This is a genomic window from Providencia rustigianii DSM 4541 (assembly GCF_000156395.1).
In the GTDB taxonomy this organism is placed as follows: domain Bacteria; phylum Pseudomonadota; class Gammaproteobacteria; order Enterobacterales; family Enterobacteriaceae; genus Providencia; species Providencia rustigianii.
Genome location: NZ_GG703818.1, coordinates 922,337 through 946,781 on the forward strand (window position 1 = coordinate 922,337; position 24,445 = coordinate 946,781).

Sequence of the window (24,445 nt, forward strand, 5' to 3'; positions counted from 1 at the left end):
TGTCGGGTAATCTTATTTACCCGACATTTTCACATAATGAGCACACAAAACCGGGATTCAAGAAGGATTCACGGGGAGTGTAATCCAACGTTTTTCCGTTCCAATCTACGACTTTAGCTCCTGCGCCTAATGCTACCGCATGCCCAGCCGCCGTATCCCAAATGTTAGTTGGCCCAAACCGAGGGTAAAGCTGCGCCATTCCTTCAGCCACTAAACAGAATTTTAGCGATGAGCCAATTTCTGCAGTTTTATGTTGTTTAATCTGCGATAAATACGCCATCAGTTCAGGATCTTGGTGTGAACGGCTGATCACGACCACCGGTGGATTTTTTGATTTCACATGAATAGCATGATGATGTCCATTCTCTTCTTTCCACGCTTGATCCCCTTGTGCGTAATACAGAAGCCCCTTGGCGGGAGCATAAACCACGCCCATCACCGGAACACCATTTTCGATCAACGCAATATTGACCGTAAAATCCCCATTACGATTAATAAATTCTTTGGTGCCATCCAGTGGGTCAATCAACCAATAACGCTGCCAATTTTGTCTTGTCGTCCATTCTGGCGGGTCTTCTTCTGAAAGTTGAGGGATATCAGGGGAGATAAGATTTAAACCTGCTGTGATGATCTTATGGGCTGCAATGTCTGCTGCAGTGACGGGGGAATCATCCGATTTATGTTCAACCTGTAATGGTGCGTGCCCATTGTAGATAGCCATAATTGCGTCGCCCGCTTCTCGGGCTAACTTACATACCTTCTGTAGCATCTCATTTCCCTTTTTTATCAAGTTAACCCAGAGTAACAAGGGCGGAATATTTACGCCATAAAAAATGCCTCATTAGGCGTTTTCCCAATGAGGCATGTCAATCAGCGATCAAGCGAGTGAGAAATTATAAAATTTCCAGTAACTCAACTTCAAAAACTAAGGTGCTGAATGGTGGAATTGATGCTCCTGCACCGCGCTCACCATAAGCTAGCTCATGAGGAATATATAATTCCCATTTAGAGCCAACTGGCATCAGAGTTAATGCTTCGATCCAACCTGGGATCACACCACTTACAGGGAACTCAGCGGGTTGTCCACGCTGTACTGAGCTATCAAATACAGTACCGTCGATTAGGCGGCCAGTATAATGAACGCGAACACGATCAGAACGAGTTGGGATCGCGCCTTCACCTTGGTTAATTACAGAGAATTGCAAACCAGATTCAGTGGTAGAAACACCGTCTTTCTTTTGGTTTTCATCTAAGAACTTTTGACCTTCAGCAGCCATTACTTTTTGGTTTTCTTGGCGTACAACGTCTGCACGCTCATGCATTTCACGCAGTGCTTTATGCAGCGCTTCAACAGGTACAGATGGCATATTGCCTTCTAAAGAATCAGTCAGACCTGCTAAGATCGCTTCTGGTACTAAACCTTCCAGTCCTGATTCTAATAACTGCTGCCCAATTTGTAGACCAATGCCATAGCTCGCTTGAGCTTCTACTGAATCAAAGTTTTGGTTTGCCATGAGGATACCCATATCATTTTTGAGAAAAAATAAGGATAGCAGCCCCTTTTAGATGGGTAAACCTAAACCATAGAACATTGAGATAAAACCGCTTAAATTGTTCAGTGTTCTCCGAAAATCGCTATCTGCTTATTAATATTGTGATAAATAATGCTAGTATGCGTACAAAGACTGTACATTTAATCGTTCCTCATCAAGGAGGAGTAATGTTTAGACTATCCGCATTTCATCGCTATGGGATTGCTATTTTAGCGCTCATCATTATTGCCGCAGCCTTTTGGCCTGAAGGCGATAAACCTCCTGCGAATAATAATGGGCAAAGCAAGCCAATTGTTATTCCACCGCCTATGGAACCTCAAGTCATTCCAGAGCCGATCATCACGCCTCCGGAGCAACCCATCCCAGCTATCCCTGAAGGTCAGCCACCAACACAGCCCGTGGTGCCAGATATTATTCAACAACCCGCAGAGCCAACTCAGCCGGTTGTTCAACCTTCAGTGACGCCACCACCAACTGCACAGCCAACGGAACCTAAACCTGCTCGCCCATCAGCCAATGAATGGCAAAATTATCAGATACAAAAAGGTAAAACGCTGGCACAGCTATTTCGTGATAATAATTTGCAAGCCAATGATGCTTTTATCATGGCGCGAGTTGAAGGTACTGAAAAACCACTCAGTAATTTGCAGCAAGGACAAAAACTTCGATTAAAAGCCAATGGAAAAGGTGAAGTACAACTCTTAGAAATCACCACACAAAACGGTAAAACCTACAGTTTTGCGCGATTAAGTGACGGAACCTACTATCGAACCCCATAGTTTTATCTATTTAAGGTGGTTTATGAGCGGTCATCTACCACCTTAACGTTAATCTCCAGACAAAAGTTTGTCCGAATCGCTATTTAATACCTCGCAATAAACAATAAAACTCTATAATTATTCTGTTATTCACTATAAAGAGAAATCATAGAGCTTATGGAAAACAATAAAAAAACCTGCAAAAACAAAATAGTAAAACTGATTTTAATCGGTCTATTACTCATCATACTCGGCGCAATTGGCTATATATCTTGGATAAAATACCATTCAGATACACTTTGGAATATTGTTAGCCAGCAGTGTGTTCCACTAAAAGGAACTGAACAACAAAATCCATCCTGCACCAAAGTCGACTTAGAAAATCGCTATGTACTTTTTAAAGATAAACAAGGTCCAGTACATAATTTAGTGATCCCCACAGATAAAGTTTCTGGCATTGAATCACCACTGTTACTCACTGAAACTAGCCCAGACTATTTCGCACTGGCATGGAATGAAAGAGAAAGTGTCAGCCCAACGGGTCAATCCCCAATAAGTGATGATAAATTAGCACTCGCAATCAATTCTCAATATGGTCGTTCTCAAGATCAGCTGCATATCCATATTTCGTGTTTGAAGCCACAGGTAATTCAACAGCTCAATCAGCATATGAATGCTATTACTTCAGAGTGGTCGGCTTTCCCTACTCCGTTGGAAGGGCACGAATATTGGGTTAAAAAATTGGGGACATCAAATCTCCAACAAGAAAATCCATTTAAGCAATTGAATTTGTATGTCAAAGAACATGACGATGAAATGGGAAATTATGGACTCGCAGTTGCCAAGTTACAGGATGGCTCCATGGTTCTGCTCGCCAATCGGATCAATATCTGGCAATTCAATTTAGGCAGTGCGGGGGAATTATTGGATTATCAATGTCAGGCTAATCATTAAGTTCGGACATTGTTAGATATAAAAAAACACCGAACATGTCGGTGTTTTTTTATTGTGCCACCGAATTAACAGTGGCAACTACCATCATTATTGATTACTCAGCAACGATGATAACGTTCAGCTCTGCGAAAACATCACTGTGTAACTGGAAGTGAACTTCGTGATCACCAGTAGTACGCAGAACGCCATTTGGCAGGCGAACTTCGCTTTTCGCAACTTTAACGCCAGCTGCAGTAATTGCATCAGCGATGTCACGAGTACCGATTGAACCGAACAGTTTACCTTCGTCACCAGCTTTAGAAGCCAGAGTAACAGAACCCAGAGCAGTAACAGCTGCTGCACGAGCCTGTGCTGCTGCCAGAACGTCAGCTAATTTAGCTTCCAATTCAGCGCGGCGAGCTTCAAAGAATTCGATGTTTTTCTTAGTTGCAGGAACAGCTTTACCCTGTGGAACTAAGAAGTTACGAGCGTAGCCCGATTTAACGTTAACCTGATCACCCAGGCTACCTAGGTTAGCTACTTTATCAAGCAGAATAACTTGCATTACCTTATCCTCTATTAGTCGTTAATGGACTGTACCAATTACTGATGACGATCAGTGTATGGTAACAGAGACAGGTAGCGAGCGCGCTTGATAGCACGAGCGAGCTGGCGTTGATATTTTGCACGAGTACCGGTGATACGGCTTGGTACAATTTTACCACTTTCAGTGATATAGTTTTTCAGCGTTGCGATATCTTTATAGTCGATCTCTTGAACGCCTTCCGCTGTGAAACGGCAGAACTTGCGACGACGGAAATAACGTGCCATATGGCTAGTCTCCAGAATCTATCAAATCAATCTGCTCGGCATGTAAGACTAATTTACTGACTCCATTGCGCCCTTGATGGGTACTGATGAAGCCTGTAACAGTAATCAGACTGCCGACCGTTATACTGTGAGTATGGGTTTCTAAGGCTTGTCCACTAGCAATTACGGGCATTCTGCACCATGCTTGCCTTGACAATCCTGCTTCCTGTTGCTGGGAACGATGTTCCAAAACAAACTGGCAATGAGGAATGCCGGACGGACTCACTTTTCGAGTCAATGCTTTACAGACTGTGCCTGTCAGCACCAAACGATTAGCGGTCACCTGAGTAATTACTCTTCAGAATCCCCAGCTTCTTCTACTTCTTCATCCTGATAATCATCAGAAAGGTCACGGCCGCGACGTTCGTCTTTAGCTTTAACCATTGGAGAAGCTTCTGTTACTGCGTGTTTTAAGCGCATAACCATGCTGCGGATAACGGCATCGTTGAAGCGGAAGTTAGTTTCCAGCTCATCAATCGCTTCCTGTGGAGCTTCTACGTTCAACAGAACATAGTGAGCTTTGTGCAGTTTGTTGATTGGGTAAGCCAGTTGACGACGGCCCCAGTCTTCCAGACGGTGGATCTGACCTTGTGCATTAGTGATAACTGCACTGTAACGCTCGATCATGCCCGGAACCTGTTCGCTTTGGTCAGGATGGACCATAAAAACGATTTCGTAATGACGCATTAGTAGTTGCTCCTTACGGATTATTAGCCTCCTGTCTGGGTTAACCGCGGCCCGCGGAGGCAAGGAACTTATTGAGTGCGGCTAAAAAATTGACGCGTAACTATACCCATCCCAGAGAAAAAACTCAAGGGATGGGGACAAATTAAGCAAAAATTATTTTGGGGCTTATTTTGCGGTACGCTGGCGCACGGCTTCGAACAGGCAAACACCTGTCGCAACAGAGACATTCAAGGAGGAAACTGAGCCAGCCATTGGAATGCTGATCAGTTCATCGCAGTGTTCACGAGTCAAACGGCGCATACCTTCCCCTTCAGCGCCCATCACTAACGCAATAGATCCGGAAAGTTTGCTTTGATACAGAGTATGATCTGCTTCGCCTGCTGTTCCCACGATCCACACATTGTATTCTTGCAGCAAGCGTAATGTTCTTGCCAAGTTAGTCACGCGAATTAAAGGAATATTTTCCGCTGCCCCGCAAGCAACTTTCTTCACTGTTGCATTTAACTGTGCAGATTTATCTTTCGGTACAATCACCGCATGCACGCCAGCAGCATCTGCGCTACGTAAACATGCCCCTAAGTTGTGAGGGTCGGTGACGCCATCCAAAACGAGTAAGAACGGAGATTCGGTACTTTCCAATAAATCAGGTAAGTCACCTTCTTGGTATTGCTTGCCCGGTAAGACGTTCGCAATAATACCTTGGTGTACTGCACCTTCAGTCTGTGCATCCATCCACTGGCGATTCGCCACTTGTACCACAATACCCTGCGCTTCAATTTCATGAACGATTGGCATTAGGCGACGATCTTCACGACCTTTTAAAATGTAAACTTCTTTAATTCGTTGAGGTGAATTCTCAAGCAGGGCTTTCACTGCGTGAATGCCGTAAATAATTTCGCTCATAAATATCTTTTATGTTGGAGTGTAGAGGTGGTGATAACTCACCACCTTATTTCATTAAAACGTGGTTATCCCTCTTGATTTTGGGATTTTTTGGCAACACGTTTTGCCTTTAATTTGGCACTGATTTTTCGAGTCTTGTCTGAAGGCTTTTTACTTTTGCTCTTCCCTTTTGCATCAGGCTTAGCATCAGATTGGGCCTCTTTTTTGCCTTTTTTCTCTGAACGACGGAACGCAGAATCAGGCTCAAAGTTTTTCTCTTTGCGCACATCCCCTTTTCGACGGGCTGGACGTGTTGCATTTTTAACTTCTGACTTCATCTTGTCGCGAGAAGTTTTACCCGGATTTTTCGCTTTACGTGTTGTCGAAATTAACGCGAAATCAATGGTGCGTTCATCCATATGTACAGCTTCCACACGGATTTCCACTTCGTCACCAAGGCGATACGTGGTGCTAGATGACTCACCAATCAAGCGCTGGCCTACAGCATCATAGCGATAATAGTCATTATCAAGGGTGGAGATATGCACTAAACCATCAATAAATAGATCATTCAGACGGACAAAGAAACCAAATCCAGTGACGCTGGTAATCAAGCCTGTGAACACTTGCCCCACTTGGTCTTGCATAAAGTCGCATTTTAACCAATCTGCTACGTCACGGGTAGCTTCATCTGCACGGCGCTCTGTCAATGAACAATGTTCACCTAACTGAAGCATGCTCTCTATGTCGGAATGCCAACCACCCGTTTCCGTCCAGCGTTTATCCCCATGACCATGTTCTTTGGCTAACAAGTACTTAATACCGCGGTGCAAGGATAAGTCTGGGTAACGACGAATTGGCGACGTAAAGTGTGCATAGGATTTCAGTCCTAAACCAAAGTGACCTCGGTTTTCAGGATCGTAAATTGCCTGCTTCATTGAACGTAAAATCATGGTTTGGAGTAACTCATGATCTGGGCGTTCAGCAACTTCGTTCATTACTTGCGCATAATCTTTCGGCTCTGGTTTCATACCACCCGGCAGAGTTAAACCTAACTCGCTGAATACCGAGCGCAAATTCATCACGCTCTCTTCTTTAGGGCGATCATGCACACGATATAACGCAGGCTCTTCATTTTTTTCCACAAATCGAGCCGCCGCAATATTAGCTAAAATCATGCACTCTTCAATCAATTTATGTGCATCATTACGCTCAACGGGCTCAATACGTTCAATTCGACGCTCCGCATTAAAAATAAACTTAGCTTCTTCCGATTCAAAGGAAATCGCGCCGCGTTCAATACGGGCTGAATCTAATGCTTTGTATAATTGGTGCAAGTGCTCGATGTGCGGAACAAGCTCTTTATAATGTTCACGTAGCTCTTCATCACCTTGGATGATTTTCCACACTTTGGTGTAAGTCAGACGTGCATGGGAGCTCATCACCGCTTCGTAGAATTTATACGATGAAAGCTTACCTGTTGCAGATACCGTCATTTCACAAACCATACACAGACGGTCAACACCTGGGTTCAATGAACACAATCCGTTAGACAGCACTTCCGGTAGCATCGGTACCACTTGGGATGGGAAGTATACGGAGTTACCACGGCTACGCGCTTCAGTATCCAACGCAGTTTGTGGACGAACATAGTAGCTGACGTCCGCAATCGCAACCCATAAACGCCAACCGCCACCTTTTTTAGGTGAGCAGTATACTGCATCATCAAAGTCACGAGCATCTTCGCCATCGATAGTCACTAAAGGTAAGTCACGTAAATCTACTCGTCCTTTTTTCGCTGACTCTGGAACTTGTTCGCTTAAATCTGCAACTTGCTTTGTCACTTGTGGCGGCCAAGAGTGAGGAATTTCATGGGTGCGTAGCGCGATTTCAACCGCCATGCCCGTGCCCATAGTTTCGCCCAACACTTCAATAACGTTACCGACTGCTTGAGATCGACGCTGTGGTCTAGTCACTAATTCAACCACCACCACGTTACCCATACGGGCACCACACGTTTGGTCTTTTGGTATCAAAATATCAAAGCTCAGGCGACTATCGTCAGGGACAACAAATCCCATACCGGCTTCGATAAAATAGCGACCAACAATTTGGTTATTACGAGGCTCTAATACACGAACAACACGCACTTCAGTGCGGCCTTTGCGGTCTTGTCCGTATGGCTGAGCGAGAATAATATCGCCGTGTAAAGCACGCTTCATCTCATCTTGAGATAAGTAATAATCTTCTTTTTTACCTTCAACGCGTAAGAAACCATAACCATCACGGTGGCCGATTACTTTACCCTTGAGGAGATCAAGGCGCTCTGGTAATGCATAACATTTGCGGCGAGTGAATACTAATTGACCATCACGTTCCATCGCACGTAAGCGACGGCGCAATGCTTCTAATTCATCTTCAGTAGAGAGATTTAATAACTGAGCAATTTCTTCACGATTAGCAGGAGCGCTGCGTTTAGATAAGAGATCTAAAATAAATTCTCTACTAGGGATTGGCGACTCGTATTTTTCTGCTTCTCTTTCCTGAAAAGGATCGTTTGACATTGTTACCTCCATTGTCGTCAGAGTGATAAATTACTGAGACATTAATCGAGCAGTAATTGATACAGCGGGCTATTATCTTTTACCATGTCCGCCAGCGTATATTGATCAAGTTCTTGTAAAAACTGCTGTATTGCTTTATTCAGCGCACCTTTCAGGCGGCAAGCGGGTGTAATATGACAAAATTCACCACTACAATTAACAAGGGTCAAGGGTTCTAACGCTCTCACGACATCCCCTATCCGAATTGATTCTGCTGGTTGACCTAGCGATATGCCGCCATTTTTGCCGCGAACGGCTTTAATATAGCCAAGGTGACTAAGCTGATTAATTATCTTAACCATGTGATTACGAGAAACACCATACACGTCAGTAACTTCTGTGATACTCGTCATTTTCCCTTTTTCAAGGGCTGCGAGATAAATTAGGGCGCGTAACCCATAATCAGTAAAACTTGTCAGCTGCACAGTCACCTCAAATATTTTTGGCGTTACAGTATGTTGTTAAATGCCTATTAACCATCTTAGTTATCTTTCTTGTTTTGAGTATCTAACAACAAAGCTATTATTTTGAATAACTTTCACAGTATATAACCTTAGTTGCAGTCTAGCCTATACCTACCTATAAAGATGTATCCTATGGCACGGAATGTTCAGTGTACTAAAGATATTATGTGGAAGTTTTGACTTTTTATCAAAAACGAATTCAATGGAAGGAAAAAAGGGGTGATAAAAAAACAGCGCCCTAATGAGCGCTGTCAATGCGATTACTCAACGTCAAACGGATCACGCAGGATCATGGTTTCTGAACGGTCTGGACCGGTTGAAATAATATCAACTGGAATACCTGTCAGCTCTTCGATACGTTGGATATAATCTAAAGCCGCTTGCGGTAACAGTGCTCTTTCTTTAACGCCGAAAGTTGTTTCACTCCAACCAGGCATGCTTTCGTAAACAGGCTCTAAACCAACCCACTCATCAGCAGCTAATGGCGTAGTTTCTAATACTTTGCCATCTGGGCGACGGTAACCTACACAGATTTTAACTTCTTCTAAACCATCTAAAACATCCAGTTTAGTTAAGCAAAAACCTGACAAGGAGTTGATTTGTACTGCACGATTAATCGCAACAATATCTAACCAGCCAGTACGACGTTTACGACCGGTGGTTGCGCCAAACTCTTGACCTTTCTCACGCAGGAATTCGCCGATTTCGTCAAACAGTTCAGTTGGGAATGGACCCGCGCCAACACGTGTAGAATACGCTTTGATAATGCCCAGAACGTAATTTACATAGCGAGGACCTAAGCCAGAACCTGTTGCCACGCCACCCGCAGTGGTATTTGAAGACGTCACATACGGATAGGTACCGTGGTCGATATCTAATAATGTGCCTTGTGCACCTTCAAACATGACTAATTCATTCTTCTGATGCGCTTTATAGAGCAAATCAGAAACATCAATTACCATGCTAGTCAGAAGGTCTGCAACTGACATCACGTAATCTAAGGTTTTTTGGTAATCAACCGCAGGTTCTTTGTAATAGTTAACCAGTTGGAAGTTATGGTATTCGATGATTTCTTTTAATTTTTCAGCAAAAGTCGCTTTATCGAATAAGTCACCAACACGCAGACCGCGACGAGCAACTTTATCTTCATAAGCAGGACCAATACCACGACCGGTTGTTCCGATAGCTTTCGCACCACGCGCTTTCTCACGCGCATTATCTAATGCGATGTGATAAGGCAGGATCAGTGGGCATGCTTCAGAAATACGTAAGCGTTCACGAACAGGAACACCACGGTCTTCCAATTCTTTCATCTCTTTCATTAAAGCATCAGGCGCAAGAACTACACCATTAGCGATAATGCTGATGACATTTTCACGAAGAATACCGGATGGAATTAAGTGGAGAACGGTTTTTTCACCGTTTACAACAAGAGTATGGCCAGCATTATGGCCGCCCTGATAACGAACTACATATTTAGCTCGTTCTGTCAGCAAGTCAACGATCTTGCCCTTCCCTTCGTCACCCCATTGGGTGCCCAGTACGACAACGTTCTTACCCATTTCGAAATACACTCGGTTGCTTAAAAATGAATTCTACCATCAAAAATGAACTGTTCCAGTGATATTTTGGCATTGCAAAAATTTTTTTCTAGAAAGCAAGTAAAATGGTAGTTTTATTTCTGTCGTAAACTCAAAATGAATTTCATCAACCTGAGCAGCTGCAATTTTCCCTGAAAAATCCGACACTTGAAACGACAGGCGAAAAAAAGCCCACCGAAGCGGGCTTTTCTTTATTAGATTAACAGTAATTTAAGCTCGTTGCACGTAACTTAAGTTGGCTGTTGATTAATCTGGTGCACGCAACTTAGTTGGTGCCTTCATAAAGCGGAAGAAGTCAGTGTCTGGGCTAAGTACCATTACGTCGTCACCACTTTTGAAGCTCTGCTCATAAGCACGTAAGCTACGGATAAAGGCATAGAACTCAGGATCTTGGTTAAATGCATCAGCAAACAATTTAGTTGCCATTGCATCGCCTTCACCTCGCAGAGTCAGCGCAGTACGCTCAGATTCTGCTAAAGTTTCCGTTACTGTTTTATCTGCAACCGCACGAATTTTCGTTGCTTCTTCTTGGCCTTGAGAACGATGCTGACGAGCAACTGCTTCACGCTCTGCACGCATACGCGCATAAATTGCCTCAGAAACTTCGTTTGGTAATTCAATACGTTTAATACGTACGTCGACCACTTCGATACCTAATGCCGCCATACTGTTCGCATTGACAACCAGTGGCTTCAAGTTTGTTTCTTGCTCAACCCGAGCCGCAGCATCTGCAATTGCAGCATCTGCATCTTTTGTTGCTTCGTCGGTTGCCGTACCTTTGTTCAGTGCATCACGAACATCTACCGTTAAACGACCACGAGAATCGGTAATGATGTCTTTCACGCTTAAACGACCAAACTCAGAACGTAAACGGTCACTAAACTTACGCTTTAATAGTGTTTCTGCTTGGAATGGGTTACCGCCGCCTGTCGCTACATAGTAGCGGCTGAAGTCCGTAACACGCCATTTCAGGTATGAATCCACCATTAAGTCTTTGTTTTCGCTAGTCAGGTAACGGTCAGCTTGAATTTCTAATGTCTGAATACGTGCATCTAGCATTTTTACTGTTTCAATAAATGGAACTTTAAAATGTAGACCCGGCTCATAAATGATCGGTTTATTTTCAGAATCACGCAAAACCTTACCAAAACGTAAAACAATACCGCGATCAGTTTGAGGAACAATAAAGATAGATGCGTAGGCAACTGCCAAAACAGCAATAACAATAAAGATTAAAGACTTACGCATGATTATTGTCTCCCTACTCTAACTGCATCACCGCGCACAGCATTATCTGGCTGAGCGGGTGCTGTACCCGTAGAAGATGTACTTTCCGTTGGGTTCGTCATTCTTGCTGACTGATTTGTTTTTGGAGCAGTGGCTGTGTTGCCATTCGTTCCACGCATGATTTGATCAAGTGGCAGCACTAACATGCTGTTGCTCTTATCATTCGCAATAACTTTACGTGTATTTGCTAACACGCGCTCCATCGTTTCAATGTACAGACGCTCACGAGTAATCTCTGGTGCAGCACGGTATTCAGGTAACATTTTCGCAAAACTTGCGACCTCACCCTCTGCTTTGAAGACCACACTCGCTTTATAAGCCTCAGCTTCTTCGATCATCTTCTGAGCATTACCTTTCGCCAATGGCAGAACTTCATTTCGATAAGCATGCGCTTGACGAATAGTTTTCTGTTCTTCTTCCCTTGCCGAAATTACGTCATCAAATGCCGCTTTTACATCTTCAGGCGGACGAGCCGCTTGGAAGTTGACATCGAGTAATGTGATACCCATTTTGTATGGTGCAATCGTCGCTTCTAGCTCTTTCTGTGTAACATCACGGATAAAGGCTCGATTCGTAGTCAATACTTGCTCCATGGCTGATTGACCAATAACACCACGCACTGCGCTATCCAGAGCTTGACGTAAACTATTATCCGGATTCGTCACGCTAAATAGATATTGAGCAGGGTCTGTAACACGATATTGTACGTTCATTTCAACGCGGATCACGTTTTCATCTGACGTTAACATCATGCCATTAGTTGCTTGTTCGCGAACTGTTTCAACGTTGACTGGAACCACGTTATCAATAAAAGTTGGCTTCCAGTTCAAACCAGGTCCGACAATACCATTGTACTCACCAAAACGTAACACTACGCCACGGTCACTTTCTTTAATGGTATAGAAGCCAGATCCGGCCCATACAACAACGATTGCAGCAACGGCTAACATTCCTAGGCGACCGCTAAATTGAGATGGTTGTTTAGTATCGCCTTCACCACCGCCCTTTTTACCGCCACCGCCGAGCTTGCTGCCTATTTTACGAAAGAGATCGTCGAGATCATAAGACCCAGGTTTCCGACTGCCTTTATTCCCGCCAGAGTTGCCGCCTTTATTGCCGCTTCCCCACGGATCGCGGTCTTGTCCGTCATTACCGGGCTGATTCCACGCCATGTTTTAGCTCCATTCTTTATGATTGATTTTTAGGGCTAAGAGCAAAATTCGCTTTCTTCAGTCAACCACTTGGGATCGTGAATTAAGTCGAGCATATTGGCTCTTAATATCAATTCCATTGCCTAACTATGTTGCGATTACGCCAGTATAAAAACTGAAGTAACATCGTCTTTAAACAACATAATCAGGTAATTGTTGCTCTTGCTTACATAAACGTCGCCAATCCACCATTGGCATACGCACCTCAAGACCGATGGTACCGTCCTCTTCTTGCCACTCACGTTCTATGGATTGAAGTTGATAAAAACGGCTCCGCAAACGGCCTTCATTGGGTGGTAAACGCAATTCAAAATGTGCGATTTCACCTGAAAGGCGTTCCGTCAATGCTTGAAGCAACAAAGGGATACCTTCACCTGTTTGCGCTGAAACCCAGACACGAGCAGGCTTGTTATCCTCATCTCTGTCGATACGCGGGACAAAATCTTCCAGCATATCAACTTTGTTCATCACTAAAAGTGTCGGTATTTCATTCGCTTCAATCTCTTCCAACACACTTTCAACCGCCTGAATATTTTCATCCAAACGATTATCTGCTGCATCAATCACATGGAGCAATAAAGTTGCTTCACGAGTTTCTTGCAGGGTTGCTTTAAATGCTGCAACCAAGTCGTGGGGGAGATGGCGAATAAAACCTACCGTATCTGCCAGAACTACAGTGCCGACATCATTAACATCAATACGACGTAATGTCGGGTCCAGTGTGGCAAACAGTTGATCCGCAGCATAAACATCTGCCGACGTCATCCTGTTAAATAAACTGGATTTACCGGCGTTGGTATAGCCAACCAAAGAAACTGTCGGAATATCCGCTTTATTTCTTGATTGACGTCCCTGCTCACGCTGTTTTTCGACTCGTCCAAGGCGGGATAATATCTGTTTGATTTTATCTCGTAGTAATCGACGGTCTGTTTCAAGCTGAGTTTCACCGGGACCGCGTAAACCAATCCCGCCTTTTTGTCGCTCAAGGTGCGTCCATCCCCTCACTAAGCGAGTTGATAGATGCCGTAGTTGAGCTAATTCAACTTGAAGTTTACCTTCATGCGTACGCGCACGTTGAGCAAAAATATCTAAAATCACCCCTGTACGGTCAATAACCCTACATTGGCAAAGCCTTTCAAGATTACGTTCTTGAGCAGGGCTAAGAGTATGATTAAATAGCACCACATCTGCACCACTCGCCTCGACTGCTTCAGCGATTTCTTCAGCTTTTCCTTCCCCAACAAAAAACTTTGGGTGAGGTGCCTTGCGGCTGCCAGTTACTATTTGTACGGGTTTAACCCCAGCAGAAGTCACTAGGGACTCAAATTCTGCTAAATTATCAACGTCTTTTTCTTGGTCAAAAAAAACATGAACAAGTACAGCCAGTTCACCGCCTTCATACCTATCAAACAAGGTGTAACCTCTTAGGCTCAATAATAATTGCAAAGGAAAAACACAGGTATAGTCTCCCTACCCATGCTTTCCTTGTTTTTAGCGTACAGTCTTATTCAGCTGATTCGCCATCTTGCCCAGCAGCACCACCTGAATGGTAGTTGCTATTGCCTGCGCCAGCAGTACCTGTACCGCTATGATGAGAAACAGGGCGTGCCGGAACAACAGTAGAGATAGCGTGTTTATAAACCATCTGGCTAACTGTGTTTTTCAGCAAAATAACAAATTGGTCAAAAGATTCGATTTGACCCTGTAATTTAATACCATTAACGAGATAAATAGAGACCGGAACCCTTTCACGACGTAATGCGTTCAGGAACGGATCTTGCAAAGATTGCCCCTTAGCCATTCTATGTTTTCCTTATTTTGTTGTTTTTAAATGAGAATCTGTCGATTCCAAAAATTACTACTCAAAAATTACGCTTAACGTTTTAATTGTACACAAACAATAGCCCTATGCACTAACAACCTGTATAACTGTGTCAAGCGCCAGCTGAGGTTGTTCACTATCTAACCGGTGAACATTATCCCAGCCTCTCAACCAAGTGACCTGCCGTTTCGCCAATTGACGTGTCGCACAGATCCCTCGATAAACCATTTCATCATAATCTATTTCACCATCGAGATATGACCACATTTGTCGATACCCTACACAACGGATAGACGGCAAGTCGACATGGAGATCTCCTCGTTGGTATAGCGCTCTAACTTCATTCTCAAATCCTGCCTCTAGCATTAAATGAAAACGTCGCTCGATACGCTCATGTAAAATTTTACGATCTTGTGGCTCAATAGCAAACTGAAACACATTATAAGGCAATTCTGTGCCCGCTGTTTGAGTCATTTCAGTCAAAGTTTGTCCCGAAATGAGATATACCTCTAAAGCTCGGGATAATCTTTGTGGATCATTAGGATGAATTCGCGCTGCTGCAACAGGGTCTACTTCAGCTAAACGACGATGGATTTCACCCCAACCTTGTTCATGAGCGATTTGCTCAATTGTCTCGCGAATTTCTGGTGACGCGGAAGGCAAAGGAGACAACCCTTCCAACAAGGCTTTAAAATAAAGCATAGTCCCGCCAACCAACAATGGAATTTTACCTTGAGATGTAATTTCATCCATTGCATTTAATGCGTCACGACGAAAATCAGCCGCTGAATAAGGTTGTGACGGATCGAGAATATCAATCAAACGATGGGGGGCTTGGCTGAGTTCTTCTTCATTTGGCTTTGCGGTACCAATATCCATTCCTCGATAAATCAGCGCTGAATCAACGCTGATTATTTCTACTGGTAAGTGCTTGCGCAGTTCAATCGCTAAAGCAGTTTTACCCGAGGCCGTTGGGCCCATAAGGAATATTGCATCCGGTTTTTTTTGAGTTACTAAATCACTCATTTGTTAGTGTAGCTACCACGGATTGTAAATTAATTAATTGTAATAATGTTGGCGGTGGATTTTTCACCCACTGCGGACAGATCCGCTCAACATCTGCGAGTAACTGAACAGCCTGTGCCAAACTCCAACTTTCCTCAATTTTTGTCTGTGAAATCGCTTTTGCTAACCATTGCGCGATATTTTCATTAGTAACACTTTCTTTTGTCGACAAAAACGCAATTAAATCGGAAAAAAGTTGAGATAAATTTTGTGTTCTTAATGGTAACGATACCGTATGAATAGTCACTTTTCCATGAAATATAGTGGCTTCGATACCAAATAATGTTAATTGTGCCTTATATCGTTGTAAAACCTCTACCTCGTCATTTTTTAATGACAATTTTAACGGGATTAACAACGGCTGAGGCTTTAAAGATTCTTCTGCTGGAGAGAGCTGAGCTAACTTCAACAAATAATTCGCTTCATTTAAGGATAACAGGATTATGCCCAATGAAGACTCAATTAATGCAAAGTTTTTTGCGTAAATTGTCAATACTTTGCCAAATTGGTAGCCATCCGCATTTTCTGCCACAGATTGGCTCGATATTGAATGAGTTCCTAATGGTTTTCTTTCTGGAAATAATGTTTTTTTGTCCTCAGGAGCAACAGGGATAGACATCAAGCTTTGATAGAGTTCCCCAGCTTTACGGTCATAATCCGGTGCAGAGTATTTGTTTGTATTATTTTCTACCGGAACATAGGGGCTTTTAGAGGCTGAAGAGGCTGTTTTCGGTTCGCTATATGAGGCCTGAGATTCTCGGGCATACACTGGTTGATGATCATGGCGTTCATGATTTTTTACCACGCTTCCCACAGATACCGGAGAGGCAAAATAGTTTTCCCCAGCGGAAGCTCGATTTTCAATTTCTGAAGATATTGGTTCAATTCCTGGTAACTGATCAACAGCGGTAGTATTAAGCAGTACCGTACGAACAGCTTGATAAATAAAATCATGTACTAAACGAGCTTGATGAAAGCGTACTTCATGCTTCGCTGGATGAACATTAACATCCACTTGCTTTGGGTCGATCGTCAAATATAGGACATAGGCAGGCTGCTGGTTTTCATCAAGATGCCCTTCATAAGCTTGGCGAATAGCATGGTTAATCAGCTTGTCGCGCATCATTCGTCCATTCACATAACAATATTGAATATCACTCGCAACATGATGAGAAGATGACGGCGAAACAACCCAGCCTTTGATTGCTAAATCACTATGTTCCCACAATAACGCTAATGCCCCTTGCATAAATCCAGTACCACAGATTGCCCCGAGGCGACGCTCTTGCTGAATATCATCATGGGCAGCACGATACTGCTTCACCAATTTACCATTATGAGTCAGGTTTATCGCAACATCGGGACGAGAAAGCGCAATACGGCGAACAATCTCATCAATATGACCAAATTCTGTTTTTTCCGTACGCATAAATTTACGGCGTGCGGGAGTATTGTAAAATAAATCCAGCACTTCGACTGTCGTGCCATTGGGATGTGCGGCTGGTTTGACGGTCACTTGCATATCCCGCCCTTCCGCATAAGATTGCCATGCTTCCGTTTGCTCTGCGGGTTTCGACGTCAATGTTAAGCGTGCGACGGAGCTAATGCTCGCTAATGCTTCGCCACGAAATCCCATACTCATGATGGCTTCAAGGTCATCTAATGTGGCAATTTTGCTCGTCGCATGGCGCGCTAATGCAAGAACTAATTCATCTTTATTGATCCCGCAGCCGTTATCACGAACACGGATCAATTTCTCTCCCCCTCGCTCGATATCAATATCGATGCGTGTAGCCCCTGAATCTAGGCTATTTTCTACGAGCTCTTTCACAACAGATGCTGGTCTTTCGACCACTTCACCCGCTGCTATTTGGTTAGCTAGCTGTGGAGAGAGAATTTGAATCGACATTATCTACTCGCTTATTTTGGGGCGGCTTGTAACGGGTTCGCTAAGAAATACTGACGCAACCCTTGATGAATACCATCCGCGACTTTCTCTTGGTAATCATTTGATTTTAATAGCTGCTCTTCTGCTGTGTTACTGATAAACCCAGTTTCAACCAAGATTGATGGAATATCCGGAGAACGTAACACACCGAGACTGGCATGTTCTGGGGTTTTCTTATGAATATTACCTACTTTACGAAGTTCACGAATCACATGAACAGCCACGTCATAACCAACACGCTGTGAATGACCAAATTGCAAATCCAATACTGCTTGGCTTAAATAAGGGTCGGCGCCACTAAGCGCATCACCAGCACCACCTAGTAATTCTGACTGTTTCTCACGCTGTTCTAACCAGCTACCTAATTCACTGTTCGCTCGACGATTTGATAACACCCAAACAGAGGCACCTCGCGCACTGCTGTTTGGTGCGGAGTCAGCATGAATGGAAACCAGCATATTGGCACCTTTTTTACGTGCGACATCCGAGCGGCCACTGACTGAAATAAAGTAGTCACCCTCCCTCGTCATAACGGGTTTAAACATCGGGTCTGCATCGAGTTTTTGATACAGTTTACGCGCTACACTCAGGGTGACGTCTTTTTCTTTATAACCATTTTTACCAATCGCGCCGGGATCTTTACCACCGTGCCCTGCATCAATCGCAATCACGACCTGCTTAGTTCCTTTCGGTAAGCTTTTTGTTACTGCAGGCTTTGTTGCAGGTACTGTGGCTGGCGTCACCGCCGGAGAATTCATTTTTAGCGGTTTCTCTTGCACAGTTGATGGATTACGTGTTGATGTTGTCACCGCAGGCTGAGCCATATCAGTGCTATTGAAAGAGTTCGATGAGCTGCTATTACCCGTTGATACTGTCAATACCAATTGATATTGCCCAGAAACTTGCTTAACTATCGCTTTGGTTTTTGCTGCTTGGGACAGCTCTAATACGATACGTTGATGACGGTTATCGGGAGCTTGACTTGAGCGCACCTGTTTAACTAAATCACCTTTCGGAAGCTTAATTGGTAAACCGATGATTTTACCACTTTGTTGGATATCAACCACTAAACGTTCAGGTGAATGCAACGGAAAGGTCGAATAATCAGGCTTTCCATCAACAAAAGTTAATGTCACTTGCGCCTGTGAAGGGCTATTATTGACTTGAATATTAGAAAGTGATGCAGCCTGAGCCAAGGATGTCATTAAGCCTAGCGCAAACACTATCAATAATAAAAAGAAAGAAAAAAGACCCTTAGTTGTTATTCTGTTTATCGATGCATTCATCATGAGCTATATATTCCTTAGAATACCGGTAATGCTTCTAGTAACGACTCTCCAGTTGCCGAAAAAGCCACTAAACGTGCCTGGCGCCCTTCATCTTTATACGTTAAATGGAGTTCAAGATCCGCTTCAGGTAAAAATCCCTTGCCTTGCTGTGGCCATTCAACCAAACAGATTGAGTTGCCCGAAAAATAGTCGCGAATTCCCATAAACTCAAGTTCTTCAGGATCAGCTAAACGATAGAGATCAAAATGAAAAACCTGTCTATCCGCTAATTCGTAGGGTTCAACTAATGTATAAGTCGGGCTTTTTACGTGACCTTTATGACCAAGCGCTTGAAGGAATCCACGACTAAATGTCGTCTTTCCTGCGCCAAGATCGCCATATAAGTTAATCACAACGCCTTGATGGCAAGCACTGGCAATAGCGCGCCCCAGCGCAACTGTTTGCTCTTCATTAGCGAGTTGTATTGTGCATTCTTTCATAGTTGGTGCAGCCAATTATAATGATAAAATCGAATCAGAATTGATATTACCGCTTATATTAACCTAAGCAGATCCATTTTTCTTATTTAACATTGTGTGAACATCGAGATCAGAAGTTTCTGACCTTGATCGCAAAGCTCAACAGGGGGTTATTTTGATAAATGAAACGATCATGTTAGAGTGCCTGCGAATCCACTTTTACCTTGATAGAACCCATGTCTACACGCCTTGATCTTAATCTTCTTGCCCAAAATATAAAACAATGGGGCCTCGATGCTGGCTTTCAACAAGTTGGCATCTGCGATACCGATTTATCCCTCGAAGAACCAAAGCTTCAAGCTTGGTTAGATAAGCAATATCATGGTGATATGGAATGGATGAATCGCCATGGCATGATGCGGGCCAGACCCCATGAGCTACATCCCGGCACATTACGAGTCATCAGTGTGCGCATGAATTACCTTCCCGCAAAAGCCGCATTTGCCAGCACACTCAATAACCCTGAACTTGGCTATATCAGCCGTTATGCGCTGGGGCGAGATTACCATAAGCTCTTAAAAAAACGCTTAAAGATTCTTGGCGATCGTATTTTAGATTATTGCAGACAGTTTGAATGTTCTGATGATCTTAATTTCCGTCCTTTTGTGGATTCCGCACCGATCCTTGAACGGCCTCTTGCGGTTAAAGCAGGTTTGGGATGGACAGGAAAACATTCTTTAGTTATCAATCAACAAGCTGGATCTTGGTTTTTTCTTGGGGAGCTGTTGATCAATCTCCCTCTTCCCGTGGATCAACCTATAGAGGAACAATGTGGGCGTTGCGTAGCATGTATCACAACCTGCCCAACAGGTGCAATTGTAGAACCTTATACCATTGATGCGAGACGTTGTATTTCTTATCTGACTATTGAGTTGGATGGCGCAATCCCCGAAGAATTTCGTCCATTAATGGGAAATCGTATTTATGGTTGCGATGACTGCCAACTTATTTGCCCATGGAACCGATTTTCCCAGCTAACCGACGAAGATGATTTTAGCCCAAGAGCCGCATTGCATACGCCAGAACTTTTGGATTTATTCGCTTGGAGTGAGGATAAATTTCTCCGTGCCACTGAGGGGTCAGCGATCCGTCGAATTGGCTATATTAAATGGCTAAGAAATATCAGCGTTGCTCTTGGCAATGCCCCCTACCAAGACCAGATTGTCCTCGCTTTACAAAATCGCCTTGGAATCAATCCGATGCTTGATGAGCATTTTCAGTGGTCGATTCGCCAGCAACTACAACGGCGAGAAGAGAATCAAGTGACTATTCAAACTTCACAACAAAAGCGACTTGTACGCGCTATTACCAAAGGTTTACCGCGGGACGCTTAAAAAAGATGCGGTTATATATCTTGATCTGTTAATTGTCAAATCGATGTGAATAAAATAAAAAAGTTCTTAGCCGACAATAGGTAAAGGATTTGCAAGTTATGCTTAGCACATTTTGAATAAATAAAATTAATCAATAAATTCAATTAGTTAATTTATTTCATTATAAAATTCATTTTATGATAATCTAAAATTAACCTACAAGTAACCTGTGGATAACTCTGTGTGGTAAATTATTTCAAAATAGACTAAACGCAACCTAAACACATTCAGGCTGTGGATAACTTTCTCTTATAGAGAAATAATAAAATACGCTGATTTTTGGTTAACTAATCAGAGTTAAGTTGTGAAAAAATCAGGTTAAGAAGATTGTTTGACTGAACTAAGAAAAAATGACTTTTTTGTCGCCCATTCAAACGAGTGCCATTCTGGCAGAAGTTCTTACTGAAATGCCCTATTGCTAAGGGGTGGCTATTCTATGGCGACCGATTAGCGAATGCAAGTAAAAAACTTGATTTGATCTCAAAAAGATCCTGAATAATAAAAGGATCCCGTAGGGGAGCAAGATAAAAACATGACTACTTAATAATTGAGCATCACGAGGGCAAATAAGGAATATTACTTAGCGATAGTAAAAGATGATTTGCAATTACAGAGGAGATTAATTTAGAAAATTACCTGAAGAAAAATTGGAGCGGGAAACGAGACTCGAACTCGCGACCCCGACCTTGGCAAGGTCGTGCTCTACCAACTGAGCTATTCCCGCATTTGGTGGATACTTCTGACTAAAACACTAAGAAAGTTTGGAGCGGGAAACGAGACTCGAACTCGCGACCCCGACCTTGGCAAGGTCGTGCTCTACCAACTGAGCTATTCCCGCATTCCGAAAATAGTGTTCTAGCTAAAACATCAAGAAAATTTGGAGCGGGAAACGAGACTCGAACTCGCGACCCCGACCTTGGCAAGGTCGTGCTCTACCAACTGAGCTATTCCCGCATTCCGGTTCTTGGTGCTTTAATCGTGCCGATAAAACCAAAAAATCTCATCGGTACGGGGAGCGCATTATACGAAAAAATAGGAGACTAGCAAGCCCTTGAGCCCAATTTTTTTATTTTTTTGTTCATTTGTTGATAAATTCATCACAATGATGATTTTGTCATCGAGATTGTTAATCTTCTTTCTCAAGACGTTAACATTGTTAACTTTTCTATTAAACACCTTACTTTGTTTATTTTACTAATCTTGTATTGGCTGCTGTATAGGCTGTACTCGCTTCCCTTTTTCCTATAGCAATAACAAAAATAACAATTTCCGAATGAATAACTTGATAAACTAAACGATAGCCTGAAGAGCGCAATTTAATTTTATAGCAACTTGACAACTCTCCATGTAACCGACCTGACTCAACATGCGGATTTTTTTGTGGTTTTTTCAGTTTATTTTTAAATTGATCTCGAATACTGCTATCAAGTTTTTTCCACTCCTTTAAAGCTCGTTCATCAAACTCAATACTATATATCATCCAAATTTACTCTGATTCGTTTTGCTGGTTTTTTCAAACGCTCACGAACTACTGCCAAAATTTCATCATCAGCATCACTTTCACTCACGACAACAGAAACCTCAGTAAAAGGTAATTTTTTATTCTCTGCTACATATCGTAAAAATAATCTGAGTGCATCAGATGGGGATAAATTTAATTTTTCAAAGGCTTGAAATGCCTCTTTTTTTAATTGTTCATCGACTCTAATTTGTATTGTTGTCATCACCATACTCCAGTATTTTCTGAGTTTTATTCAATAGAATAACGTAATGACAGATGTAATGCAATTTGCATTACATCTATGACATCTATCACTTAATAAACGTTTCTCGATAATAGACCAGTTCAGCGATTGACTCTCGGATATCATCCAACGCTTGATGGGTCCCTTTTTTAGTAAAACCCGCTAAAATTTCTGGTTTCCAACGGCGCGCTAACTCTTTCAGAGTGCTCACATCGAGGTAACGATAATGGAAATAGCTTTCTAACTCAGGCATATAGTTGAATAAGAATCGGCGGTCTTGTCCTACACTGTTACCACAGATTGGTGATGCCCCTTTTGGAACCCATTTCTCTAAGAATTCGATTGTCGCTAACTCAGCTTCACGTTCATTGATCGTGCTTTTACGAATACGATCGACCAAGCCGCTGCCAGTATGGGTATTTACGTTCCATTCATCCATCAGAGCTAATTGTTCTTCCGTTTGATGAACGGCAATAACAGGACCTTCCGCTAAAATATTTAAATTGCTGTCCGTCACTATGGTCGCAATTTCAATAATACGGTCGCGGACAGGATCGAGTCCGGTCATTTCTAAATCGATCCAAATTAAATTATTCTCATTCTTTTGCATGATATGCCCTAACTGAATACGGTGGAGTTAAGGTATGATAGCACCCTTCATGCTATGAGTTATAGGTGTGTTGCTGTTGTGTGGCATGCCCAATTAGTATTATATAGACACTACATTATTCAAGTGAGAGAGGTCAGGTGGCTAAGCAGAAATTGTCGAAAGGTCAACAACGCCGCGTACAAGAAAATCATCAAAAAAGATTGAGAAAACAAAAGACAATCGAGATTGATGATAGTCAATTAGGTGAAGCTCAAGAAGGCTTAGTGATTAGCCGTTTTGGGCAACATGCTGATATCGAATCCGCAGACGGTACCGTACAACGTTGTAACCTGCGTAGAACCATTTCATCTTTAGTGACTGGGGATAAAGTCGTATGGCGTCCCGCAATCAACACTCAAAGTGATATAAAAATCAATGGCATCGTTGAAGCTGTGCATGAGCGACATTCTGTACTGACTCGCCCTGATTACTACGACGGATTAAAGCCAATCGCTGCCAATATTGACCAGATCGTTGTTGTTTCCGCGATCCTACCTGAATTATCCCTCAACATTATCGACCGCTATTTAGTGGCTTGTGAAACCACTGGGATCCAACCGGTTATTGTCTTAAATAAAGTCGACTTATTGGATGATGAGAATCGCGAATGGGTGAGTGACCTCATGACCATTTATACTGATATCGGCTATCAAGTGTTAGAAGTCTCTAGCCATACAAGTGAAGGAATGGAAGCGCTCACTAACGCTCTAGCAGGTAAAGTTTCTGTGTTTGTAGGGCAGTCTGGTGTCGGTAAATCCAGCTTATTAAATACCTTACTACCGCATAATGCAGAAAGTATTTTAGTGAATGATGTTTCAGATGGCTCAGGCTTAGGGCAACATACAACCACGGCCTCCAGGCTCTATCACTTTCCACAAGGCGGCGATGTTATTGACTCCCCAGGTGTTCGAGAATTTGGTTTGTGGCATCTCACCACGGAACAAGTGACCAAAGGATTTGTCGAATTTAAAGATTACCTTGGCGGATGTAAATTCCGTGACTGTAAACATTTAGATGATCCGGGTTGCTTGCTAAGAGAGGCAATGGAAGAAGGTAGAATCGCTGAGTCACGCTTTGAAAACTATCACCGTATTCTAGAAAGTATGGAACAGGTCAAACCTCGCGGTAACTTTACAGCCAAAGATAAATAATTCCCAAATCAGTCTAATATTAGTTAGTGGGCGCTT

Annotated in this window: 25 protein-coding genes and 3 tRNA genes; 4 read left to right on the plus strand and 24 right to left on the minus strand. The window is 43.0% G+C overall.

Translation table 11 applies throughout. From position 1 onward, the window contains the following. Positions 1-16: 16 nt before the first annotated feature. Positions 17-769: a 3'(2'),5'-bisphosphate nucleotidase CysQ gene (cysQ, locus tag PROVRUST_RS09340; protein WP_039854867.1), complete on the minus strand. Its 753-nt coding sequence runs from the start codon at positions 767-769 to the stop codon at positions 17-19. Positions 770-893: 124 nt separating this feature from the next. After that, complete coding sequence (locus PROVRUST_RS09345) at positions 894-1,514, minus strand: BamJ family beta-barrel-assembly machinery protein (RefSeq protein ID WP_039854993.1); 621 nt, start codon at positions 1,512-1,514, stop codon at positions 894-896. A 206-nt stretch (positions 1,515-1,720) separates the two neighbouring features. Here PROVRUST_RS09345 and PROVRUST_RS09350 point away from each other — a divergent pair, with 206 nt between their 5' ends. Beyond that, positions 1,721-2,332 carry a LysM-like peptidoglycan-binding domain-containing protein gene (locus PROVRUST_RS09350; protein WP_039854870.1) on the plus strand — a complete coding sequence of 204 codons (612 nt, stop codon included), beginning with the start codon at positions 1,721-1,723 and terminating at the stop codon, positions 2,330-2,332. A gap of 156 nt (positions 2,333-2,488) precedes the next feature. Next, positions 2,489-3,265 (plus strand): CDP-diacylglycerol diphosphatase, encoded by a 777-nt coding sequence (locus tag PROVRUST_RS09355; RefSeq protein WP_006814549.1) that lies wholly within the window; start codon positions 2,489-2,491, stop codon positions 3,263-3,265. A 94-nt stretch (positions 3,266-3,359) separates the two neighbouring features. On the opposite strand, the gene rplI is transcribed toward PROVRUST_RS09355, so the two are convergent. The 16 genes from rplI to tsaE all read right to left on the minus strand — a co-directional run bounded on the left by rplI (position 3,360) and on the right by tsaE (position 19,452). Continuing rightward, a complete protein-coding gene (gene rplI / locus PROVRUST_RS09360) occupies positions 3,360-3,809 on the minus strand; it encodes a 50S ribosomal protein L9 (protein WP_006814550.1) in 450 nt (149 codons plus the stop codon). A gap of 38 nt (positions 3,810-3,847) precedes the next feature. Further along, complete coding sequence (rpsR, locus tag PROVRUST_RS09365) at positions 3,848-4,075, minus strand: 30S ribosomal protein S18 (protein ID WP_000135199.1); 228 nt, start codon at positions 4,073-4,075, stop codon at positions 3,848-3,850. Between the two features lie 4 nt (positions 4,076-4,079). Next, positions 4,080-4,397: a primosomal replication protein N gene (gene priB, locus PROVRUST_RS09370; protein ID WP_039854876.1), complete on the minus strand. Its 318-nt coding sequence runs from the start codon at positions 4,395-4,397 to the stop codon at positions 4,080-4,082. Between the two features lie 8 nt (positions 4,398-4,405). Next, positions 4,406-4,801, minus strand: coding sequence for a 30S ribosomal protein S6 (rpsF, locus tag PROVRUST_RS09375; RefSeq protein WP_006814552.1), 396 nt, complete (start codon positions 4,799-4,801; stop codon positions 4,406-4,408). A gap of 165 nt (positions 4,802-4,966) precedes the next feature. Continuing rightward, positions 4,967-5,704 carry a 23S rRNA (guanosine(2251)-2'-O)-methyltransferase RlmB gene (rlmB, locus tag PROVRUST_RS09380; RefSeq protein WP_006814553.1) on the minus strand — a complete coding sequence of 246 codons (738 nt, stop codon included), beginning with the start codon at positions 5,702-5,704 and terminating at the stop codon, positions 4,967-4,969. 65 nt (positions 5,705-5,769) lie between these two features. Continuing rightward, positions 5,770-8,247, minus strand: a complete 2,478-nt coding sequence (gene rnr / locus PROVRUST_RS09385) for a ribonuclease R (protein ID WP_039854878.1) — start codon at positions 8,245-8,247, stop codon at positions 5,770-5,772. Between the two features lie 41 nt (positions 8,248-8,288). Further along, complete coding sequence (nsrR, locus tag PROVRUST_RS09390; protein ID WP_039854879.1) at positions 8,289-8,711, minus strand: nitric oxide-sensing transcriptional repressor NsrR; 423 nt, start codon at positions 8,709-8,711, stop codon at positions 8,289-8,291. Positions 8,712-9,010: 299 nt separating this feature from the next. Then, positions 9,011-10,312 carry an adenylosuccinate synthase gene (locus PROVRUST_RS09395; protein ID WP_006814556.1) on the minus strand — a complete coding sequence of 434 codons (1,302 nt, stop codon included), beginning with the start codon at positions 10,310-10,312 and terminating at the stop codon, positions 9,011-9,013. A 285-nt stretch (positions 10,313-10,597) separates the two neighbouring features. Next, the gene (gene hflC / locus PROVRUST_RS09400; protein ID WP_006814558.1) at positions 10,598-11,599 is read right to left on the minus strand and encodes a protease modulator HflC; all 1,002 of its coding nucleotides are present in this window, start codon (positions 11,597-11,599) and stop codon (positions 10,598-10,600) included. A gap of 2 nt (positions 11,600-11,601) precedes the next feature. Further along, positions 11,602-12,810: an FtsH protease activity modulator HflK gene (gene hflK / locus PROVRUST_RS09405; protein ID WP_006814559.1), complete on the minus strand. Its 1,209-nt coding sequence runs from the start codon at positions 12,808-12,810 to the stop codon at positions 11,602-11,604. Positions 12,811-12,981: 171 nt separating this feature from the next. Then, complete coding sequence (gene hflX / locus PROVRUST_RS09410; protein ID WP_006814561.1) at positions 12,982-14,262, minus strand: ribosome rescue GTPase HflX; 1,281 nt, start codon at positions 14,260-14,262, stop codon at positions 12,982-12,984. A gap of 91 nt (positions 14,263-14,353) precedes the next feature. Next, on the minus strand, positions 14,354-14,650 hold the full coding sequence (gene hfq / locus PROVRUST_RS09415; RefSeq protein ID WP_006814562.1) for an RNA chaperone Hfq: 297 nt from the start codon (positions 14,648-14,650) through the stop codon (positions 14,354-14,356). Positions 14,651-14,755: 105 nt separating this feature from the next. Next, a complete protein-coding gene (gene miaA / locus PROVRUST_RS09420) occupies positions 14,756-15,697 on the minus strand; it encodes a tRNA (adenosine(37)-N6)-dimethylallyltransferase MiaA (RefSeq protein ID WP_006814563.1) in 942 nt (313 codons plus the stop codon). Further along, complete coding sequence (gene mutL, locus PROVRUST_RS09425) at positions 15,690-17,645, minus strand: DNA mismatch repair endonuclease MutL (RefSeq protein ID WP_006814564.1); 1,956 nt, start codon at positions 17,643-17,645, stop codon at positions 15,690-15,692. Before mutL ends, miaA begins: the two co-directional genes overlap by 8 nt. 11 nt (positions 17,646-17,656) lie before the next feature. Continuing rightward, positions 17,657-18,973: an N-acetylmuramoyl-L-alanine amidase AmiB gene (amiB, locus tag PROVRUST_RS09430; protein ID WP_006814565.1), complete on the minus strand. Its 1,317-nt coding sequence runs from the start codon at positions 18,971-18,973 to the stop codon at positions 17,657-17,659. Positions 18,974-18,987: 14 nt separating this feature from the next. Further along, entirely contained in the window at positions 18,988-19,452 is a 465-nt protein-coding gene (gene tsaE, locus PROVRUST_RS09435; RefSeq protein WP_006814566.1) for a tRNA (adenosine(37)-N6)-threonylcarbamoyltransferase complex ATPase subunit type 1 TsaE, read from the minus strand. Between the two features lie 215 nt (positions 19,453-19,667). Here tsaE and queG point away from each other — a divergent pair, with 215 nt between their 5' ends. Continuing rightward, the gene (gene queG, locus PROVRUST_RS09440; RefSeq protein WP_006814567.1) at positions 19,668-20,825 is read left to right on the plus strand and encodes a tRNA epoxyqueuosine(34) reductase QueG; all 1,158 of its coding nucleotides are present in this window, start codon (positions 19,668-19,670) and stop codon (positions 20,823-20,825) included. 687 nt (positions 20,826-21,512) lie between these two features. Here queG and PROVRUST_RS09445 read toward each other — a convergent pair. The 6 genes from PROVRUST_RS09445 to orn all read right to left on the minus strand — a co-directional run bounded on the left by PROVRUST_RS09445 (position 21,513) and on the right by orn (position 23,219). Beyond that, a tRNA-Gly gene (locus tag PROVRUST_RS09445) sits at positions 21,513-21,588 on the minus strand. 38 nt (positions 21,589-21,626) lie between these two features. Further along, positions 21,627-21,702, minus strand: a tRNA-Gly gene (locus PROVRUST_RS09450). A gap of 40 nt (positions 21,703-21,742) precedes the next feature. Further along, positions 21,743-21,818: transfer RNA gene (locus PROVRUST_RS09455), tRNA-Gly, on the minus strand. Positions 21,819-22,050: 232 nt separating this feature from the next. Next, on the minus strand, positions 22,051-22,344 hold the full coding sequence (locus PROVRUST_RS09460; protein ID WP_006814569.1) for a type II toxin-antitoxin system RelE family toxin: 294 nt from the start codon (positions 22,342-22,344) through the stop codon (positions 22,051-22,053). Next, the gene (locus PROVRUST_RS09465; protein ID WP_039854881.1) at positions 22,334-22,588 is read right to left on the minus strand and encodes a type II toxin-antitoxin system RelB/DinJ family antitoxin; all 255 of its coding nucleotides are present in this window, start codon (positions 22,586-22,588) and stop codon (positions 22,334-22,336) included. Before PROVRUST_RS09465 ends, PROVRUST_RS09460 begins: the two co-directional genes overlap by 11 nt. A gap of 88 nt (positions 22,589-22,676) precedes the next feature. Next, the gene (gene orn, locus PROVRUST_RS09470; RefSeq protein WP_006814571.1) at positions 22,677-23,219 is read right to left on the minus strand and encodes an oligoribonuclease; all 543 of its coding nucleotides are present in this window, start codon (positions 23,217-23,219) and stop codon (positions 22,677-22,679) included. A gap of 137 nt (positions 23,220-23,356) precedes the next feature. Here orn and rsgA point away from each other — a divergent pair, with 137 nt between their 5' ends. Then, positions 23,357-24,409: a small ribosomal subunit biogenesis GTPase RsgA gene (rsgA, locus tag PROVRUST_RS09475; RefSeq protein WP_006814572.1), complete on the plus strand. Its 1,053-nt coding sequence runs from the start codon at positions 23,357-23,359 to the stop codon at positions 24,407-24,409. Positions 24,410-24,445: the final 36 nt, after the last annotated feature.

Coding starts and splice junctions, on each gene's coding strand:
- cysQ (WP_039854867.1), bottom strand. CDS start 769: ATGCTACAGAAGGTATGTAAGTTAGCCCGAGAAGCGGGCGACGCAATT.
- PROVRUST_RS09345 (WP_039854993.1), bottom strand. CDS start 1,514: ATGGCAAACCAAAACTTTGATTCAGTAGAAGCTCAAGCGAGCTATGGC.
- PROVRUST_RS09350 (WP_039854870.1), top strand. CDS start 1,721: ATGTTTAGACTATCCGCATTTCATCGCTATGGGATTGCTATTTTAGCG.
- PROVRUST_RS09355 (WP_006814549.1), top strand. CDS start 2,489: ATGGAAAACAATAAAAAAACCTGCAAAAACAAAATAGTAAAACTGATT.
- rplI (WP_006814550.1), bottom strand. CDS start 3,809: ATGCAAGTTATTCTGCTTGATAAAGTAGCTAACCTAGGTAGCCTGGGT.
- rpsR (WP_000135199.1), bottom strand. CDS start 4,075: ATGGCACGTTATTTCCGTCGTCGCAAGTTCTGCCGTTTCACAGCGGAA.
- rpsF (WP_006814552.1), bottom strand. CDS start 4,801: ATGCGTCATTACGAAATCGTTTTTATGGTCCATCCTGACCAAAGCGAA.
- rlmB (WP_006814553.1), bottom strand. CDS start 5,704: ATGAGCGAAATTATTTACGGCATTCACGCAGTGAAAGCCCTGCTTGAG.
- rnr (WP_039854878.1), bottom strand. CDS start 8,247: ATGTCAAACGATCCTTTTCAGGAAAGAGAAGCAGAAAAATACGAGTCG.
- PROVRUST_RS09395 (WP_006814556.1), bottom strand. CDS start 10,312: ATGGGTAAGAACGTTGTCGTACTGGGCACCCAATGGGGTGACGAAGGG.
- hflC (WP_006814558.1), bottom strand. CDS start 11,599: ATGCGTAAGTCTTTAATCTTTATTGTTATTGCTGTTTTGGCAGTTGCC.
- hflK (WP_006814559.1), bottom strand. CDS start 12,810: ATGGCGTGGAATCAGCCCGGTAATGACGGACAAGACCGCGATCCGTGG.
- hfq (WP_006814562.1), bottom strand. CDS start 14,650: ATGGCTAAGGGGCAATCTTTGCAAGATCCGTTCCTGAACGCATTACGT.
- miaA (WP_006814563.1), bottom strand. CDS start 15,697: ATGAGTGATTTAGTAACTCAAAAAAAACCGGATGCAATATTCCTTATG.
- mutL (WP_006814564.1), bottom strand. CDS start 17,645: ATGTCGATTCAAATTCTCTCTCCACAGCTAGCTAACCAAATAGCAGCG.
- amiB (WP_006814565.1), bottom strand. CDS start 18,973: ATGATGAATGCATCGATAAACAGAATAACAACTAAGGGTCTTTTTTCT.
- tsaE (WP_006814566.1), bottom strand. CDS start 19,452: ATGAAAGAATGCACAATACAACTCGCTAATGAAGAGCAAACAGTTGCG.
- queG (WP_006814567.1), top strand. CDS start 19,668: ATGTCTACACGCCTTGATCTTAATCTTCTTGCCCAAAATATAAAACAA.
- PROVRUST_RS09460 (WP_006814569.1), bottom strand. CDS start 22,344: ATGATATATAGTATTGAGTTTGATGAACGAGCTTTAAAGGAGTGGAAA.
- PROVRUST_RS09465 (WP_039854881.1), bottom strand. CDS start 22,588: ATGACAACAATACAAATTAGAGTCGATGAACAATTAAAAAAAGAGGCA.
- orn (WP_006814571.1), bottom strand. CDS start 23,219: ATGCAAAAGAATGAGAATAATTTAATTTGGATCGATTTAGAAATGACC.